At 48.0% G+C, this 15,119-nt stretch carries 21 protein-coding genes; 17 read left to right on the forward strand and 4 right to left on the reverse strand.

The annotated features are described in order from the left end of the window. The 14 genes from HP435_RS08685 (at position 1) to HP435_RS08745 (ending at position 10,367) form a co-directional block, all read left to right on the forward strand. Positions 1-600 (forward strand): LysM peptidoglycan-binding domain-containing protein, encoded by a 600-nt coding sequence (locus tag HP435_RS08685; protein ID WP_229049865.1) that lies wholly within the window; start codon positions 1-3, stop codon positions 598-600. After that, entirely contained in the window at positions 593-1,732 is a 1,140-nt protein-coding gene (locus HP435_RS08690; protein ID WP_229049866.1) for a hypothetical protein, read from the forward strand. The genes HP435_RS08685 and HP435_RS08690 overlap by 8 nt, the downstream gene beginning before the upstream one ends. Next, on the forward strand, positions 1,729-2,049 hold the full coding sequence (locus tag HP435_RS08695; RefSeq protein ID WP_173600246.1) for a hypothetical protein: 321 nt from the start codon (positions 1,729-1,731) through the stop codon (positions 2,047-2,049). Before HP435_RS08690 ends, HP435_RS08695 begins: the two co-directional genes overlap by 4 nt. After that, on the forward strand, positions 2,046-2,450 hold the full coding sequence (locus tag HP435_RS08700; protein ID WP_229049867.1) for a GPW/gp25 family protein: 405 nt from the start codon (positions 2,046-2,048) through the stop codon (positions 2,448-2,450). Before HP435_RS08695 ends, HP435_RS08700 begins: the two co-directional genes overlap by 4 nt. A 1-nt stretch (position 2,451) precedes the next feature. Beyond that, the gene (locus tag HP435_RS08705; RefSeq protein WP_229049868.1) at positions 2,452-3,573 is read left to right on the forward strand and encodes a baseplate J/gp47 family protein; all 1,122 of its coding nucleotides are present in this window, start codon (positions 2,452-2,454) and stop codon (positions 3,571-3,573) included. Between the two features lie 14 nt (positions 3,574-3,587). After that, positions 3,588-4,160, forward strand: a complete 573-nt coding sequence (locus HP435_RS08710; RefSeq protein WP_229049869.1) for a putative phage tail protein — start codon at positions 3,588-3,590, stop codon at positions 4,158-4,160. Next, a complete protein-coding gene (locus tag HP435_RS08715) occupies positions 4,157-4,468 on the forward strand; it encodes a hypothetical protein (protein ID WP_173600236.1) in 312 nt (103 codons plus the stop codon). The genes HP435_RS08710 and HP435_RS08715 overlap by 4 nt, the downstream gene beginning before the upstream one ends. Beyond that, complete coding sequence (locus HP435_RS08720) at positions 4,465-4,821, forward strand: hypothetical protein (protein WP_229049870.1); 357 nt, start codon at positions 4,465-4,467, stop codon at positions 4,819-4,821. The genes HP435_RS08715 and HP435_RS08720 overlap by 4 nt, the downstream gene beginning before the upstream one ends. Positions 4,822-4,881: 60 nt before the next feature. Next, positions 4,882-8,445 carry a DNRLRE domain-containing protein gene (locus tag HP435_RS08725; RefSeq protein ID WP_229049871.1) on the forward strand — a complete coding sequence of 1,188 codons (3,564 nt, stop codon included), beginning with the start codon at positions 4,882-4,884 and terminating at the stop codon, positions 8,443-8,445. Then, positions 8,442-8,714, forward strand: a complete 273-nt coding sequence (locus HP435_RS08730) for a hypothetical protein (RefSeq protein ID WP_173600028.1) — start codon at positions 8,442-8,444, stop codon at positions 8,712-8,714. The genes HP435_RS08725 and HP435_RS08730 overlap by 4 nt, the downstream gene beginning before the upstream one ends. Then, complete coding sequence (locus HP435_RS08735; protein WP_217365846.1) at positions 8,714-8,836, forward strand: CD1375 family protein; 123 nt, start codon at positions 8,714-8,716, stop codon at positions 8,834-8,836. Before HP435_RS08730 ends, HP435_RS08735 begins: the two co-directional genes overlap by 1 nt. A gap of 61 nt (positions 8,837-8,897) precedes the next feature. Then, positions 8,898-9,029: a CD1375 family protein gene (locus tag HP435_RS29050; protein WP_255679213.1), complete on the forward strand. Its 132-nt coding sequence runs from the start codon at positions 8,898-8,900 to the stop codon at positions 9,027-9,029. 89 nt (positions 9,030-9,118) lie between these two features. After that, positions 9,119-9,514 (forward strand): phage holin family protein, encoded by a 396-nt coding sequence (locus HP435_RS08740; RefSeq protein WP_173600029.1) that lies wholly within the window; start codon positions 9,119-9,121, stop codon positions 9,512-9,514. Position 9,515: 1 nt separating this feature from the next. Next, on the forward strand, positions 9,516-10,367 hold the full coding sequence (locus HP435_RS08745; RefSeq protein WP_229049872.1) for an N-acetylmuramoyl-L-alanine amidase: 852 nt from the start codon (positions 9,516-9,518) through the stop codon (positions 10,365-10,367). Positions 10,368-10,710: 343 nt separating this feature from the next. Here the strand turns inward: HP435_RS08745 and HP435_RS08750 are convergent, their stop codons facing one another. Then, positions 10,711-11,682 (reverse strand): DUF6414 family protein, encoded by a 972-nt coding sequence (locus HP435_RS08750; protein WP_173595717.1) that lies wholly within the window; start codon positions 11,680-11,682, stop codon positions 10,711-10,713. 253 nt (positions 11,683-11,935) lie between these two features. Between HP435_RS08750 and HP435_RS08755 the strand changes: the two genes are divergently transcribed. After that, a complete protein-coding gene (locus tag HP435_RS08755; protein ID WP_173600140.1) occupies positions 11,936-12,310 on the forward strand; it encodes a YhjD family protein in 375 nt (124 codons plus the stop codon). A 13-nt stretch (positions 12,311-12,323) separates the two neighbouring features. Here HP435_RS08755 and HP435_RS08760 read toward each other — a convergent pair whose 3' ends face one another. The 3 genes from HP435_RS08760 to HP435_RS08770 form a co-directional block, all read right to left on the reverse strand. Further along, on the reverse strand, positions 12,324-12,620 hold the full coding sequence (locus HP435_RS08760; protein WP_173600139.1) for a hypothetical protein: 297 nt from the start codon (positions 12,618-12,620) through the stop codon (positions 12,324-12,326). Between the two features lie 4 nt (positions 12,621-12,624). Beyond that, positions 12,625-12,951 (reverse strand): hypothetical protein, encoded by a 327-nt coding sequence (locus HP435_RS08765; RefSeq protein WP_173600138.1) that lies wholly within the window; start codon positions 12,949-12,951, stop codon positions 12,625-12,627. Between the two features lie 265 nt (positions 12,952-13,216). Then, entirely contained in the window at positions 13,217-13,771 is a 555-nt protein-coding gene (locus tag HP435_RS08770; RefSeq protein ID WP_173600137.1) for a hypothetical protein, read from the reverse strand. Between the two features lie 105 nt (positions 13,772-13,876). On the opposite strand from HP435_RS08770, the gene HP435_RS08775 reads away from it, so the two are divergent. Together HP435_RS08775 and HP435_RS08780 are read left to right on the forward strand one after the other, a co-directional pair. Further along, the gene (locus HP435_RS08775) at positions 13,877-14,026 is read left to right on the forward strand and encodes a YolD-like family protein (RefSeq protein ID WP_173600136.1); all 150 of its coding nucleotides are present in this window, start codon (positions 13,877-13,879) and stop codon (positions 14,024-14,026) included. 89 nt (positions 14,027-14,115) lie between these two features. Further along, positions 14,116-14,508: a ParB N-terminal domain-containing protein gene (locus HP435_RS08780; protein ID WP_173600135.1), complete on the forward strand. Its 393-nt coding sequence runs from the start codon at positions 14,116-14,118 to the stop codon at positions 14,506-14,508. Positions 14,509-15,119 lie beyond the last annotated feature (611 nt).

The raw sequence follows: 15,119 nt of genomic DNA on the forward strand, positions 1-15,119 counted from the left end.
ATGCGAGTATCACTGGGCGGAGTGGAGCTGCGCAACTTTGAGAAGCCTGACGAGGCCAATCTGGGCGGCGAAACGTTCGTTGCTATCCGGAAGTTTCCGGGTGGCACCAGGTCAATCCAATTCATGGGAGCCGATTACCGTCCGATCACCTGGAACGGTTTTTTTATTGGCCAAGATGCTTACCAACGCATGCTAAAGATCGGTAACATGCGAACGGCGGGTAAGCCTGTAACATTTGCGACGGACATCTTTAGCTTTCCTGTCGTTATTACGTCTTTCTATCCAGATGTGAAGACCGAACATCGCATCGGGTTCTCTATCACACTTGAACGAGTATTCGATGAGAAAGGCGGGGGCGCTGCTCCGAAAGATTCGATAGACAAAGCGGCTCTGGCCATTGCGAAAAAATCACCATCTACACCAGCAGCATCGACCACAACGACGTATGTCGTGCAGCCAGGAGACACCTTATCGAAGATTGCAGCTCGACTAAAGAAAGACCCGAACAAATGGCCTGAAATCGCAAGCAACCCGAAAAATCAACAGGCGCTGAAGAACGGACCGCACAATCTAAGAGTCGGAGTGACGTTGTATGTTTGATAGAGTCAGTCAGGAAGGCCCTTTTCGCGGATATGGCAGACCTGTAGTAAACATCACGATTAACGGAAAAATGGTTAAGAATTGGATTTCGTTTACCGTAGAAAAGAGTGGGCTTGGAGCTGTGGACTCATTCGAAGTAAAGTTGCCCTGGGAAGTGACAGACAAACCAACCGATCCGTTGTTGTACAGTGGGAGCACGCAAGCAGCTGATCTGGTTTTTGGTTCTGCCAATGTGAGAATCGAAGCTGGTTTTGAGGGAGAGGGTAAACCAGCATTGTTGATCGAGGGTGACATGGACTACCCGGTATGGAGTTTTGACACCACAGATGGCGAAGTCGTATCGATCTATGGGCGCTCATATGCAGCCAGAGCTTTCGACTTCAAAGAAACGGTGAAGATGCAGAACCTAACCAGTACAGCGGCGTTTAAGCAGATCGCACGCAAGCATGGACTGAACCCGGTTGTTCCACAGGAAAGCGAGGCACCAGTTGGCGAGTATGTGAAAGATGACCACGCCAACGTAAATCGTGAGGTATCACACTGGGACTTGGTGCTCTATCTGGCGCAAAACGATGGTTTCACAACTCATGTGCAAGGAACCGACTGGTACTACGGGCCACGAGAAATGCTGCCAAACTACAAAAAAGACCCTCTCGTATTCACTTGGGGTCACAACATCGACAGCGGGTTACAGATCGAGCGGGCACCCAATGCGTCTCGCAATCTCATTGTAGAGGTAATCTCATTTGTTCCTGGGGCGGTGAAGAAGCGCGGGGTGGGAAGAATGAAAGGTCAACGCATCGTTGAGAAGGCTTCCTTTACTGGGTCCTCTTCTGGAAACAAGTACACGCAACGCTATTACTACCCTGGCATCACACGAGACGAAGCACAGCGGCGCGCGCGGAGCATCCTGAAAGACCTTTCTCGGCAGCAGGTTCACGGCTCTTTCACCACAGACTTCTTTCCTGAACTGTCCAATGATCGTCGTATCGTGTTGTATGGTGTTGGCAAAGGTCTATCACAAGTGTACTTCACACCGAAGGTTGTCATATCTGGATCACGAGATGATGGGTTGAAAGCCGAAGTCACATTCACAAACTTGGAGTTGGAGGAAGGAGGCCGATTCGGTTGAGTCTCAACTGGCAGAATAAAAGAGACATTGAGGTGATGCTGCCGGCATCTCCTTTTGTATTTGGCAAGGTCGTCTCGGTAGATAAAGATAACCGGATGGTGAAGGTTGAACTTGAACCATGGGGCGTGGAGTCGGGATGGTGTCGATGCTTGAAAGACACGTTTTATCCAATCGAGACAGGGTCAGGAGTCTATGAACCGGAGTTTCCATACAAGCTCGAACAGGAGGTCTTAATGGCAAACGTTCAGGGCACAAACGGATCAGGTACATATGTTGTGCTTGGTCTACTCGATCAGGGCGAGGTGGCAGAACAATGAACTACGGAACCGATTTACTCGTGATAAACGGTGAAATCATGTGGTCAGGCGATACGTTGGCAACGGTGAGCGGGCTGGAAAACGTCAAGCAGCAGGCTTACCTCCGTTTGCTCACATCGCTCGGAGAAAGCGAGTTTTACCCGGAGTATGGCTGCACTCTCAGCGAGATTCTGGCCAAGCCGTTTACTCCGGAAAACAAAAAGACTGCCGAATCTATTGCACGGGATACGTTGCTACAGGTCGGAACTGAGAACGGACCTGGATGGATTGAAGAGGTCATAGACTGCCACCTGAAGCTGGAAACGTTCGATGGTCAACAAGTGAAGGTCCTGTACGCAAAGTATAGGGTACGGGATGTGGCTGACATAGCAGAAGCTGCATTCTCATTGGGAGGTGGATGAAGTGGTAACCTGGCCAACGAAAGATGAGTTGACCCAGAAGTTTGTTGAAGAGATAGTCGGCCAGAACAAAACGATCGACGATCTGTCAAATCAGTGGGTTGTCAAACACATCATCCTGGGCCTGAGAGAGGCGGCGTACATGATAGTGGTCATACTCAGATTCGTGTATGACAATCTCACAGCGGTAACCGCCACTGACGAAAAACTTGATGAGTTGGGCGATGAATACGATATGCCGCGTAAACAGCCCACCAAGGCTATATACGCTGTGACACTTAATAAAAGCTCGCCTGTTTCCACGGATACGCCTGTGCCAGACAACTTTCTGGTGACAACGACGCCTGTCGGAAGTGATCCTCCGAAACAATATCGTGTCATACCTGGTCAAGCAAAGAAAATTCCATACGGGGCAACATCGGTCAATGACGTTTTGGTTGAGTGTACAGAAGTAGGCGAGCATGGGAATGTGCCAAATGGTGCAATCAACTTGGTTGCTCAGGCTGGATTTGACTTCGTAACTGACGCAACTGTCTACAAGTCAGGTACAGACACAGAAGATGATGAGACATACCGCAAACGCATCCTGGATCGCAAGAAGAACCCTGGCAAGGGCGGTACAGCACTCGACTACAAAACATGGGCAGAGTCGGTTTCTGGAGTAGTATCAGCGCTGGTGATCCCACTGAGTCGAGGTAATGGAACAATTGACATCGTTATCACCGGAGTCAATGGAGTACCTGACCAGACTGTCGTTGATGACTGCCAAACTTACATCGACACGAAGACACCTGCTGGACTGGCAGATGGCGGAGTAAAGGTTCTGGCTCCAACGCCAATTCTCATTGACGTGACGCTTCAAAACGCTCAGTGGGCCCCGGGGTACACTCTGGAAACGGGTAAGCCACTTGTACAAAGCGCGATAGCAGCCTACATCGAGAAGAAGGCAAACGCAGATCGTGTAGTCCGGGTTATTGATCTGATAACGACTGCCAAGCAAGCCACGAGTCCAAGTGATCCGTCAAAACTTCCTGTCCTCATCGACTTTGAGATGTCAACACCAACAGCGAACCGTCATCTGGGCAATACGGATATGGCTGTTGTTGGTCAGATCATGATTATGTAGGAGGGGGGAGGAAAGTGGGTTTCAAGGACTTTCTTTTTAACTTCATACCCCATCGTTGGCTTGACTTGAAAAAAGAAGGCACGCGCAGGCTGTTTGAGGGGCTTGGTAAGGCACTTGACTATGTCATGGGGATGGTTGATATGGTCAAAGCTGAAACACGCGTAAAAACAGCCATAAACTCGTTGAGTGAGCGCGAGATTGAACACGGTTTGCCTGTTGATGCTACTTTAGACATCGAGACGAGACGCAAGCGAATATTGGCCAAGAAGCGAGAACAAGGCGGCCCCGTCAATACCAAGGATTTCGAGTCAGCTCTGGCCATGTTTGTAAACGGTAAAGCCAAGATCATACCAGATCACAGCAACTACTTTGTTCTGTACAAACTGGATTCACCATTTGAATCATACAGCCTACCTGTAGTCGAGGAGTATGTAAAAGACAACAAATTGGCACATCTGGCTCACGCTTATTCTCTATCGGGGCAAGATCGACTGGTTGAATATGTAACACCTGTGAAACCAATCGCGCACATCAGCACATACCAAGCATGTGACACGTTTTCCGCCGGAGGTGAGTACGAACTATGATGACTCCGTTTGCGCTTGAAGAACAGGCAAAGCGGTTGCAGGAGATGTGTAATAACGCCGAGATCGAGATAAACGGCACTATCATACCTGTCAGCCTCACCAGTGCCCGAGAAGGCGCCAAGGTGAGGTTTTTTATTGACGTGCCAGCGAATGTGGTCGGCCGGATCACCAAGCGCATCATCAAGAATGCAGCAGGTCAGATTTGCTGGTCAGACCCGCCAGGCAAGCTCAACATCGACAAGCCGGACACGGATTTACGTTTCGAAATACCAATCGAAGCGGTATGGAAGGAGGGAGCTGCCACATGATGCAGCCATTTGTTGATAGGCGGTACAACTTGGGTGACGAGAAGAAGTACCAGATGAGGCGGCAGGATGGAAGTGTAGAGGTCGTGGAGCTGGAAAAGGTAGGCATCGTAGAGCCAGGCAGCCGCATCAACGCGGCGGCACTGAACCCGATGGTTGACCATGTGAACGACCAGAACCTGCACGTCCCGCGCACTGAGATCACAGCAATTGAATCCCGGGTAAAGGCCCTCGAAAGCTCACTAGCCAACGACCTACGCGACAACCTGTTTTCGTTTGATTTTGCGTCAACAACGGGGCTGAACATCGAAGCTGGCTGGGTAGACCAGGCCAACGCGCAGTTGGTGATTAAGTAGCACAGCTATGATCTGGAAACCGGCCGATAACGGCCATTTGCGGAAGGAAGGGGGAGGGACATGCCGACAGTAACATTGGATGGTAATAACGTAAAGCTAGGCGACACGTATATAAGTCAGGGTAATCCCGGCACCAATTACGGGAGTAACACCGGGTTATCCGTTGGTAATAGCGGCGCTTCTGGTACAACAGCGAACAGAGCTTTACTTAAATTTGATTTAGGTTTGATACCGAATGACGCCATTATTAACAGTGCAACTCTAACATTAACATCGTCTAATAACGCAGGCAGGACAGTTAATGTTCATAAAGTAACTAACAATTGGGACCCAACCACAGTTGTATGGAATAGCAACATTACTTTTGATCCTGCTGTTGTCGCTTCAAAACTCATCAACAATTCCAGCACATCATACCCAATCGACGTTAAAACTCTTGTTCAAGAATGGGTGAATGGTGTAGCTAATAATGGATTTTTGATAAAAGACAGTACCGAAACGGGAGCATCTACAGCATTTAGTTTCTACTCTCACGAAGGTGGTGCAGCAGGACAAAGACCAACACTCACCATCGACTACACCATCCCGACAACAGGCAAAAAACAGGTGGAGTATGTGGGGAATTCTACAGCAGGCGCTGGTTCGAGTGTCGCGTCCATTACGGTTCCTCTGCCTACTGGTACAACGGTAGGGGATTTATTAATAGCTGAGATCAATTCATCATCAACGGGCACAATTAATCTACCGTCAGGCTGGACTATGCTGACAACCGGCACTTCTGGAACCACTAGGTATGCAGTGGCTTATAAGTTTGTTCAATCTGGTGACGGCGGGCAAGTATTTTCCAACACCTCGGGCCCAACAGCGTGGAGCGTGGCGTTTCACTTATATAGAAACGTGAAACAAGTGCAAACCTATGTTGGTTCTACTTACACTTCTCCTGTCTCGTCGTTCGCACCAAGCGGATTCGCGGCACAGACAGATAATGTAATGATGGTTCTAATAAATCAATCACCATCAGGAACAGTGAATTTCACAAACCCGCTGAGTACAACGGAGGCATTAGATGTCGCTGCTCTTGGGGCAGGAGCGATCGAATCATCTTATAGGTATCTATACAAATCCCGTTCTCTGCCTACGTCTGAAATGTCAAGTCAGGTTAACGGGACATCAGCAGGTATGGCCACAGCAATTGCACTCGAACCGATCGCCAACAACCCGCCAACTCTCACGCTTACGAACCCTGCCGATAATCTTTCATTGACGGAAGGCGACACATACAAAATCGAAGGCACCATTTCTGATGTAGATGCAGGAAACGCGTTATACCTCAAATACTCCATAGCGAGCGGGGATACACAAACGTTATCGCTAGGTGTTTCGGACGGCACAAACCCAGCGGCATTTTCCAAGGTTTTGACGTACAGTGCGGGGCGTTTCTGGGACGGTTCCACGGACGTTTCTGGCCTACTGCCCGCCGAGTCATCCTCAATCCAGATATGGGCCAACGATGGCAGCGACGACTCCACGAAGGTGACGCGGAACTTTACGATCCAGCAAGAGGACGGCAAGCTGTATGTTCCGGTCAATGTGGTCAGCCAGGCTTATCTCGTATCGCAGATGGCTCCTCCTGTTCGGTTGAGTAATGGGTGGTTGGTTGGGGCTATTATTGACCAGAGCACAGGAACGATAAGGACGTACAAGTCCACTGATAACGGTAAGACATGGACTGTTTTTGTGACGAACTTCGGGGGCAACATGACTTCTGTCGCGACATGTGGTGATGGTGATTACTTCACAGTCATTTATGCTACTGCAAGCGTAACGATTGCTATGCGGAGATATAAGTCAGACGGAACGCTCGTTTACAACAACGGTATTTTGGATGCTGCGCAGACAGCGGTCAATAGCGTCACCCTCGGCAGTGCCCCAGACGGCTCGCGCATCTGGTGGGCAGCCAGCACGAAAAACAACGCCTATCCAAACTCGTTCAACATTCGTGCTGGCAGCATACCTATTTTGGCGGATGGATCGCTTGGTACACCAAATGCTGTAGCTCAGGCTTCGATGTCTAATACATCAGGTACAAACAATCAAAATCCGACTATAATCATTAAATCAGACGGCAAGCCGATCATACTTTGCGATTATAATAGCGGAACAAGTTCAAATGGAATCGCTCAATTTATCTACAACGGTACTGCTTGGAGTACGTTTGCTTATGTTCATTATCAACATGGATATCCACAATCTAGTCCTTATGGGATTACCACACCAAACGGAAAACTGCACGTTGCATGGCATGGAACCGATGCGAGCGACACGGTTAACCCGTACATCCGGTATAGCAGCTCAGCAGACGGCACAACATGGCTCGCCACGCCGAGAAAGCTGGTAAAAGGCCAGAACGCCAGCATCACATCGGACAAAAACGGCAAGCTGATCATCACCTACGAAGACGGCGGCTACATCAAGCGCATCGAGTCGACAAACGAATTTGTCTCATATTCTGGCCCGTTCACAGTCGGCGCAGGCACCAAGCCAGCGACGTTCTACGACCAGTCGTTCCAGACTGATTTCTCGGTGCCGCCGACATTCTTCCAAGCGAGCGGCGCGGTCAAATACTATGGCGTCCTGAACCTGAACAAGAAGCCAGTCGTTACGCTGACTACGCCTGACAACCAGACATTGACGGAAAACGCGACTCTCTCAGTCGCGGGAAGTACACTGGACGGCGATCCAGGCAACGTGGTAACAACGTGGTACAAAATCAATAGCGGGCCAGCACGGGCGTTGCAATCCGGTATCTCTGACGGCAGCACGCCTCTTTCTTTTGCTCGCGATCTGAGGTACAGCGGCAAAAGGATGTGGGACGGCGCGGTCGATGTCGCTGGCGTCGATCTGGCGGAGAACACCGATCACACGCTAGAAGTATGGGCCGAAGACGACAAAGGCGGCAAAAGCGCGGGAGTCACGCGCAAGTTCCGAATGGTCTGGAACCGTCCGCCGACGATCAGCGACAGTAACCGCGATCTTGGCATCATGGAAGCGCCGCCGTCCGTCGAGTACAGCATCACAGAGCCGGAAACCAATCCATTTACCGTAACCGAGAAGATCAACGGCCAGGTGATCCGTACGTTTTCTGGCGTGGCCGGACAGCAAGAGACGATCACCATACCGCATGAGTTGTGGATCAGGCTGGAACCTAGCGTGCCGCATAGCCTGACCATCGAAGCAACGGACAACCAAGGCATGACCTCGACGCGCACTTACACGCTTACGCGTTTCGTGGACAAGATCGTCGTTTCTATGGACTTTGCCACCATGCAGCAGGAGACCAAGGACTTTTTTACGACGGATGTAGCGGCCAAACGCCTGTTGCTCACGCCGAGTTGGGACCTGCCCCCGGGCGCGATCCTGCAAGTCGAGGTCTGCAACAACGCATATGACGAGGAACCAAGTTGGGAAGACGCAACCATCGTAGTCAAACTCAACCGCGCGCATCTGTTCGCAAACGAATCAAAAACAGCCGAACAGTGGGGCATTAATTTCCGGATCAAGATCGAGAAGGGGACGGCCATCGGGCCAATATACGTGAAAGGCGTAGGAGGTGCTTTTGATTGAACATCCAGACATCGAATGTCCGACCAGTCAGCCAGATTCAAGGCGAACGCCAAGAGCTGGAGCAAGAAAAAGCAGCACTCCAGCAGAAAGTCTCGCAGCTCACGGAGGACAAAACGACGCTTATGCTTGCGATCACTGACATGTACGAGCAGAACCTGGCTCTTGAAGAAAAGAACAAAAACGTCATGCTGGCGATGACGGAGGTCTACGAGTTGCTGCTGCCATTGCTGCCAGAAGAAACCGAACAAGAAGAAGGAGGAGCATCCTGATGCACCCTATGTCACCGATTTACGCGGACCTGATCCGCGAAGGTCTGAAAACCATCGAGCAAGTACCAGAAAAAAACCGCGCGGAAGTCGAGGCGCTTGTGAACGCCAATGCAGAAGCTTAAACGGGCTGCTGAGGCGTTTTTATTATGGCTGCTGCTGTGGATGGGAGGAGGTGAACAGAACATGGCTATCGCGGTGATCTACGTGACTCTCATCATCGAAGGCAATAAGACCTATGCCCAGGTGCCAGCAAGGATCAAACCAGAAGTAAAGAGCCAACTGGAAGTTTTGGGCTTGCCCGAACTGGCCCAGTAAGTTTTTTTATCACCAACAAGACCATGAGCCAGCCCCGATCCGACCGGGGCTATTTTTATTGCCCACCGAGGCAGAGAGGAAAAGAGCGAATGGACAACTTTATCAAAGCAGGAATTGCTATCGGAGGCGCAGCAGCCTCTTTTCTTTTTGGCGGCTGGTCAGCATTGCTCAGTGTGCTACTCGCGTTCGTCATTTTTGATTTTGTCACGGGCATGATTGCAGCCGGAATGGAAGGAAAGTTAAAAAGCAAGGTCGGCATGATCGGCATTGCGCGGAAGGTGTTCATCTTTTGCATGGTCGCGATTGCCCATCTGATCGACATGTCGCTTGGTGACCAAAATTTCATCCGCGACGCGACGATCTTTTTTTACCTGGCAAACGAGCTGCTAAGCATTATCGAGAACGCGGGACGCATTGGCCTGCCCGTTCCGGAATTGATTAAGCGAGCAGTAGAGGTACTAAAAGGGAGAGGGGAAGGGAAATAACATGCAAATCACGGAAATGCTGCTCACGAACCAAACGGCCAGACCAGGCACAAAGATTGTCCCGAAAGGACTGGTCATCCACTGGACAGCCAACGAGGGCAAGGGAGCCGATGCGGTGGCGAACCGGAACTACTTCAATAAGCCGACGACAGAAGCCAGCGCGCACTACATCGTGGACGACAGGCAGATCGTCCGCTGCTTGCCGGAAAACGAGATGGGCTATCACGTCGGCGCGAAATCGTACAAGCCGGAAGCCTTGAAGCAACTCAGTTCGTACCCGAACGATTGCACGATCGGCATCGAGATGTGCGTGAACCAGGACGGTGATTTCTGGACCATGTATAAGCGAACGGTGGAGCTGGCCGCGGACATCCTCCGACGGTACGGCTGGGGCGTAGACAAGCTGTGGCGGCACTACGATATAACAGGCAAGAACTGCCCGGCTTACTTCGTGGAAGACAATTTTGCCCGCCGCTTTACTGGACTGACAGCGGCAAAGGCATGGGACAAGTTCAAGGATGATGTGGCACAAGCTTCGAAGCCTAATCCACAGCCCGCGCAAAAAACTGTGGACAAGGTGACCGTGGAGATCAACGGCAAGCGCCTGGCGGCAGCTGGCTACCTCAAAGACGGCGTATCCATGCTGCCGATCAGAGCTGTAGCCGAAGCAGTTAGCGGCAAGGTCGAGTGGTGCGCCGCGACAAAGCAAGTGACGGTCAACGGCCATGATATGACCGAGACATTTGAAAACGGAGTGTCCTTTGCTCCGGCTCGTGAATTGGCTGTGGCTCTCAACTTGCAGGTTGAGTGGGATGGAACTACACGAACTGTGGGAATGAAACGAGAGCAGTAGTCAAATTACTAAAGCCAGGGGTTATAACCTCTGGCTTTAGTAATAGCATATAAAATGCGCAACGGTACTGAAGCGTGGCAAGATATAGAAAAAATATTAAAATTGATCTTTTAAAAAACACGTTGAAGTGAGCACTCTTTCTTGTGAAAGAACCAAATTCGTGCATATAATAAGCCAAGAGGTGGTGAAAAAATGTTCTCGAAAAAAATTCGGGAATTCATTTCGAAGGGAATTGATCATGCATCTCGTGAATCTAAAGAGTTTGAGCAGCAACACAAGAAAATGCAAGCGGAAATCGAATCCTTTAATCGAGATATGAAAAAGTGGTCGGAATCAACTAGACTTATTCGAAAAAAATAGCAATAGGAGAAACAATATAGTCTCCTTCATTTAACAAATCCATAGAAGACAACATAGTTTCGACACTTGAAGACAACCCTTGCAAAGCGGAAATTAGTGACGAATCATTGCTAGGTGAATTTTGAGCTAACAGACTATCATATTCTCTTGTTATTTTCCCGATCAATGTAACTTGTAGGTGACTGTTGACCCCATATTTAAAACTCATTTCTTTGGCAGACTCTCGCAAAAATTCGGACTTGAGAGGTGCAACGTACTTCCCTATCTTAATATAAGAATTAGTGGGGAGAACCGATTCCATAAACTCAAAGAGTGTCTCAAAAAGCTCATGGAAATGACTGCTGGCCTTTTTTTGACTTTCATAAAGATCCTTTATTTGCTTCCTTTTCGAATTTTTTTGTGCATTATTCAAGTTTTCTCTTTCAAGCTCATGAAGGGCTGCAGCCATCTCTTGTTCCACAGTGTTCCGCATAAACTTTTCAAAGGTGCTTTTATTTAGTACGCTTTTAAAATAGCCTAAATCAACAACGCTAAATGATCCAGTTAGTTTTATGTATTCGCCAATTTCGGCATTGTTGTCAATGGTTATTTGAACTAGGGCTTCTTTTTCAAGAAGATATTTTTCGAATTCCGTTAAAGCATTATCATGCAACTGCTTAGAAATTATTTCTTTCCCTGCTTCCAGCTGAGCAAGAGAAATACTAGAAGAGTTCCCTTTTTTATTTATGTACTTGTATTGTCCTTTTGCTGAAGGACTTTTAAATACTACAATGTCGATTTCACCAAGTGACACTTCTCCTAACATCTCATTTGTTGAATCAGCGGTAACGGTTTGAGCTGAAGTACTGGTTTGAGATTCTTGAAATTCGGTGTTGGTAAGTGCTGGCAATCCACTGTTTATTTGTGCCATAAAGGAATGGAGAAACGAAGTATCCAAATATATTACATCTTTCATCGATTTCACTCCTAATCGCGTTTATTTAGGACCCCTTAAATCATTCGCTATTAATTCCCTCTTTTTCCTCCTCTTCACCAATTTATATTACACGATTTCGCTATAAAGAAAATATGAGATTGTTTCCCTGGTGGATACCTAAAATAGGCAAGGTATTGCTCCGCTAAAAGTGGAGCTTATTATTTGCATGTTCGCTAGTTGTTCGCATATAATACAAACAAACGTTTGTTTGTATTATGGTGGTGTGTTAGAAATGATGAACCATTCTGGCGATTGGCGGAACGCGCTGCATGAAATGATTTTGTATGGCATGTTGTTCAAGGCGGTAGCCCGGGATGCAGACAGTCTTGATCTGATCGAACTCAAGTTATCATACCGTCCAATTCTTGATGCTGTGTCACAATGGGCAGAGCGGAAACACCACGAATACCGCCGACAGTTCACCAGATCGGGAGGAAAGCTTCACTCGCAAAAATTAGTCGACGGATTTAGATACGATGTTCTAGTGACTCATCGCGGCTATCAATACAAAGACTATTACAACATTGAAATTTTGAAAGCAGAGTGCCAAGTTCGTCTGGAAAGATTTCTACAGTCAATTACAACAAAGAACCCGCCAAGTGGTTAGCGGGTTTCTCGTTTTAATCCGGAAGTTCAACGGTGGTTTCATCAAGAACTTTCTCTAAACGAGCTTTCAGTTGTAAACGTTCTTCCAGTGAGTTTTGTAACATATCAGCAATTGAGCTTGGTATATCCCTATCTGACTCTATGACTTTCTGGAGCCAAGAGATTTCTTTTTCAAGGTTTACAAGCCTCGCAAACACACTCCTGACAGTTACTTTTCCACCGCTTACCTGCATGGCCTTTTCATTTTCCCAGGACACCAGTTTGGCTGTTTTTTTGTACTCCTCCCAAAACGGGCTTGTTTCTTGTTTCATACTTTTACTCCATGTCTTCCTGATCACGAAGACTTATATATGAGTCCAAAAGCCGCATCACTTCTAAAATCGGCGCCTTAACAAAAAGAGAACGTGGACTATCAGAAGGACATAAGCTTTTTAAGTCTTCCTTATGTGTTTCAGTAAAAGTTAGTGACGCCACACTAGGTTTATACAACATACGCAGCCTTTCGTAATCATCTATGATCTCCAGCAGCTGATAGGCCGCAAAATCAACAATCTCACATCCACTTTCATACCGTTCATAAGTATAAACGGCCATTGTCTCCAACATTTCCCTCTCTAGCATGATTGATGATCTTTTCGACATCGTTACCACCCTACCATTTCACTCTTATAGTGCCTACACAATACACAATCAGTTTTCTTTTCTTCGCCTACCTCTTGGACGTCGTGGTGTATCCATCCACGCTTGTATCTGGCCTCGGAGCCAAATCGAACCACAAGCAAGCACTTTTACTGGCTCCGGGAACTGTCCCCGATCAATGTAAGTCTTCACATATTGCTTAGACTTACCAATCATATCACTGACTTCTGAAAGACCCATGATGTCGTCCAAATCAATTTTCATCTCATCAACCCTTAATAACTGCGTTATATTTTCCTTGTAGGTAAGCTTTGAACTTATCTCTTGAAACGGACATGCGAACTTCTTGCTCATCCTTGTCAAGTTCGATATATCCGTGAAACTTGAGTTCCGCAGAATATGGGATCTCCTGCTGATGTTCTGCGTCAAGGAGGTCACGAATCTCAGAGAACGCTTCACCTGGTACAACGTTCAGTTCATCTCGCAGGCGTCTCCAATCGATGAATGCTGCAACCGGTATCCTTTTTATCACAGTGGTTGGCTTTACGATTGGGCGTCTATCCATGCATCGGTTTCCAGTATCTTCTGCTTCCATCAAAACGATTTCGCCAAGGCTCTTTTTTGTTCGGAAGCAACTGCATAACTTTCCGTTATCGTTAAAGATTGTCCGGGCAATCAGATAGATCAGATAAGTAGCACAGTCTGATGCACATACACCATCAAATATGCGGAAAACCATTCCAGACTGACGATCTGAAGAGTTGAAGTTTTGCATTTCTTCCAACGTGATATCTTTTTGGATATTCCATCGTGCTACCAGCATTTTGCTTTCCCCTTTCCTTGGTTTCTTTATATATTATACCATATAGTATTACAAAGTAAAACAATTATTTTTACTTTTCCTGACTTTCTTTGATGAAAAAATGTGATGTCTTTTCAGACACTGGCTGGCACAATGCGTAACATGTGGGGTGTGGTCAAATTCATCGATCAGAACGCGCGCCTGATCAAGCTGGCAAACGAGGAGGACTGGCAGTGGATACCGATGGACAGCATTACGGCTGTACGATCCTGTTAAAAAGAAATAATTCACAGTGCGTTCTTATTTGTTCCCATTAACAAAATGTTAATGTTCTAGTATTATTAAGTCATAACAAGAGGGGAGCGATGACGATGACAACATATTTCGATATTAAAAACTATGCAGGGATTAACCCGGTTGAAGAAACGAAAGTGCAAGAACTTGTTGCTTCGATGCTCGAAAATGGTTGGCAAGGCGCACCGATCCTCTATGTTGAGGACACAGGGCTTGTAACCGGCAGCCATCGTTTGGAAGCCCTGAAACGTCTGGAAAAAATGTACGACAACGCGGATGAGGAAACTCAATCTCGCATCGATGAGATTCTCAGCGCACAGATCGCGTTGGACGTGACCGAAATCATTAACTCCTTTTGTGAAGAAAACGCATGCTCTTACGACGAAATTGACTTTTCTTCGCTCCGCTCGATCTTCGAAGGAACGGAGGTTGAACAGTATGCAGCAGAACTCGCAGAATGGTGATATCTGGATAGGAACAGGGATCTGGGCTGGATGGCGACTTACGACAGATCACGTTGGCAGCTCCTATGGTCAACCTGTGCTCATTGCACCAGACGGCAGAACGTTCGGTCCTGGTGATATATCTGGAAACTTCGCTTCAGCCGATCTTGCGCGTGCTCTGGGGGTCTCGCGCGCAGCTATAAAAGGTCGGATTGATCGCGGTACATTACCAGCTTATGACGGTCACGATGACAACGGGCGCGGCTACTGGCACTACGATACTATCCGCCACTTGCTTACAGTGAAGCCATGATCAGGCATTGCGTGATTTGTGATGCCGCATTTGTTGCATCTCCTAGCGACAAAAAGGTTACCTGCTCACCGCGATGCCGCAGCGAGAGAGCGCGGAGAGTTAACACCGGACGCGCACGAAGGTGGAGCGCCGAGAAAAAAGCCAAGCTTGCCTCTCGCGGCCAAAGCGCTAATCTGAAAAAAGGTACTGTTGCCGCAAAGATGAGTCCGCTTTCTGGTCCTTTTGAAACAAACCAAAATGCCTTGGTATGGGTGATCCGGTCGCCAGAAGGTGAAACATATACGTTCCGCAATCTTAACCTGTGGTTACGTGAACACTC

Source organism: Brevibacillus sp. HD3.3A (assembly GCF_013284375.2).
Lineage (GTDB): Bacteria > Bacillota > Bacilli > Brevibacillales > Brevibacillaceae > Brevibacillus > Brevibacillus parabrevis.

What these genes read in the sequence shown, in the direction of transcription:
- HP435_RS08685 (WP_229049865.1), top strand. Translation starts at nt 1, where the DNA reads ATGCGAGTATCACTGGGCGGAGTGGAGCTGCGCAACTTTGAGAAGCCT.
- HP435_RS08690 (WP_229049866.1), top strand. Translation starts at nt 593, where the DNA reads ATGTTTGATAGAGTCAGTCAGGAAGGCCCTTTTCGCGGATATGGCAGA.
- HP435_RS08700 (WP_229049867.1), top strand. Translation starts at nt 2,046, where the DNA reads ATGAACTACGGAACCGATTTACTCGTGATAAACGGTGAAATCATGTGG.
- HP435_RS08715 (WP_173600236.1), top strand. Translation starts at nt 4,157, where the DNA reads ATGATGACTCCGTTTGCGCTTGAAGAACAGGCAAAGCGGTTGCAGGAG.
- HP435_RS08720 (WP_229049870.1), top strand. Translation starts at nt 4,465, where the DNA reads ATGATGCAGCCATTTGTTGATAGGCGGTACAACTTGGGTGACGAGAAG.
- HP435_RS08725 (WP_229049871.1), top strand. Translation starts at nt 4,882, where the DNA reads ATGCCGACAGTAACATTGGATGGTAATAACGTAAAGCTAGGCGACACG.
- HP435_RS08735 (WP_217365846.1), top strand. Translation starts at nt 8,714, where the DNA reads ATGCACCCTATGTCACCGATTTACGCGGACCTGATCCGCGAAGGTCTG.
- HP435_RS29050 (WP_255679213.1), top strand. Translation starts at nt 8,898, where the DNA reads ATGGCTATCGCGGTGATCTACGTGACTCTCATCATCGAAGGCAATAAG.
- HP435_RS08740 (WP_173600029.1), top strand. Translation starts at nt 9,119, where the DNA reads ATGGACAACTTTATCAAAGCAGGAATTGCTATCGGAGGCGCAGCAGCC.
- HP435_RS08745 (WP_229049872.1), top strand. Translation starts at nt 9,516, where the DNA reads ATGCAAATCACGGAAATGCTGCTCACGAACCAAACGGCCAGACCAGGC.
- HP435_RS08750 (WP_173595717.1), bottom strand. Translation starts at nt 11,682, where the DNA reads ATGAAAGATGTAATATATTTGGATACTTCGTTTCTCCATTCCTTTATG.
- HP435_RS08755 (WP_173600140.1), top strand. Translation starts at nt 11,936, where the DNA reads ATGATGAACCATTCTGGCGATTGGCGGAACGCGCTGCATGAAATGATT.
- HP435_RS08760 (WP_173600139.1), bottom strand. Translation starts at nt 12,620, where the DNA reads ATGAAACAAGAAACAAGCCCGTTTTGGGAGGAGTACAAAAAAACAGCC.
- HP435_RS08765 (WP_173600138.1), bottom strand. Translation starts at nt 12,951, where the DNA reads ATGTCGAAAAGATCATCAATCATGCTAGAGAGGGAAATGTTGGAGACA.
- HP435_RS08770 (WP_173600137.1), bottom strand. Translation starts at nt 13,771, where the DNA reads ATGCTGGTAGCACGATGGAATATCCAAAAAGATATCACGTTGGAAGAA.
- HP435_RS08775 (WP_173600136.1), top strand. Translation starts at nt 13,877, where the DNA reads ATGTCTTTTCAGACACTGGCTGGCACAATGCGTAACATGTGGGGTGTG.
- HP435_RS08780 (WP_173600135.1), top strand. Translation starts at nt 14,116, where the DNA reads ATGACGATGACAACATATTTCGATATTAAAAACTATGCAGGGATTAAC.